Source organism: Leifsonia sp. SIMBA_070 (genome assembly GCF_046534635.1).
In the GTDB taxonomy this organism is placed as follows: Bacteria; Actinomycetota; Actinomycetes; order Actinomycetales; family Microbacteriaceae; genus Leifsonia.
Genome location: NZ_JAWRYK010001100.1, coordinates 1 through 228, shown reverse-complemented (window position 1 = coordinate 228; position 228 = coordinate 1). Strand labels below are relative to the sequence as shown.

Genomic DNA, 228 nt, shown 5'->3' with positions numbered 1-228 from the left:
ACCGAGGCCAGCGCCAGTTCGCGTTCGCGCCGGCGCAGCACCCCCTGCCGGTGAATCAGGCGACGGTTCGTCACGATGTACCGGGCGGAGGCCCAGCGCAGCACCGGCGGCATGCTGAACCGGGCCAGCAGGACCAAGGCGACGGCGACGACGGCGGCCTGCAGGTAAGTGTGCCAGTCGGCGACCTGCCCGGGAAGGGAGTCACGATCGAGATAGCCGTAGCCGAAC

General features: G+C 70.2%; 1 protein-coding gene. It reads right to left on the bottom strand.

Going from position 1 to position 228, the window contains the following annotated elements; all coding sequences use genetic code 11:
* Positions 1-228: PH domain-containing protein (locus SB754_RS23540; RefSeq protein ID WP_410784644.1), on the bottom strand; the 228-nt coding region annotated here is incomplete at both ends.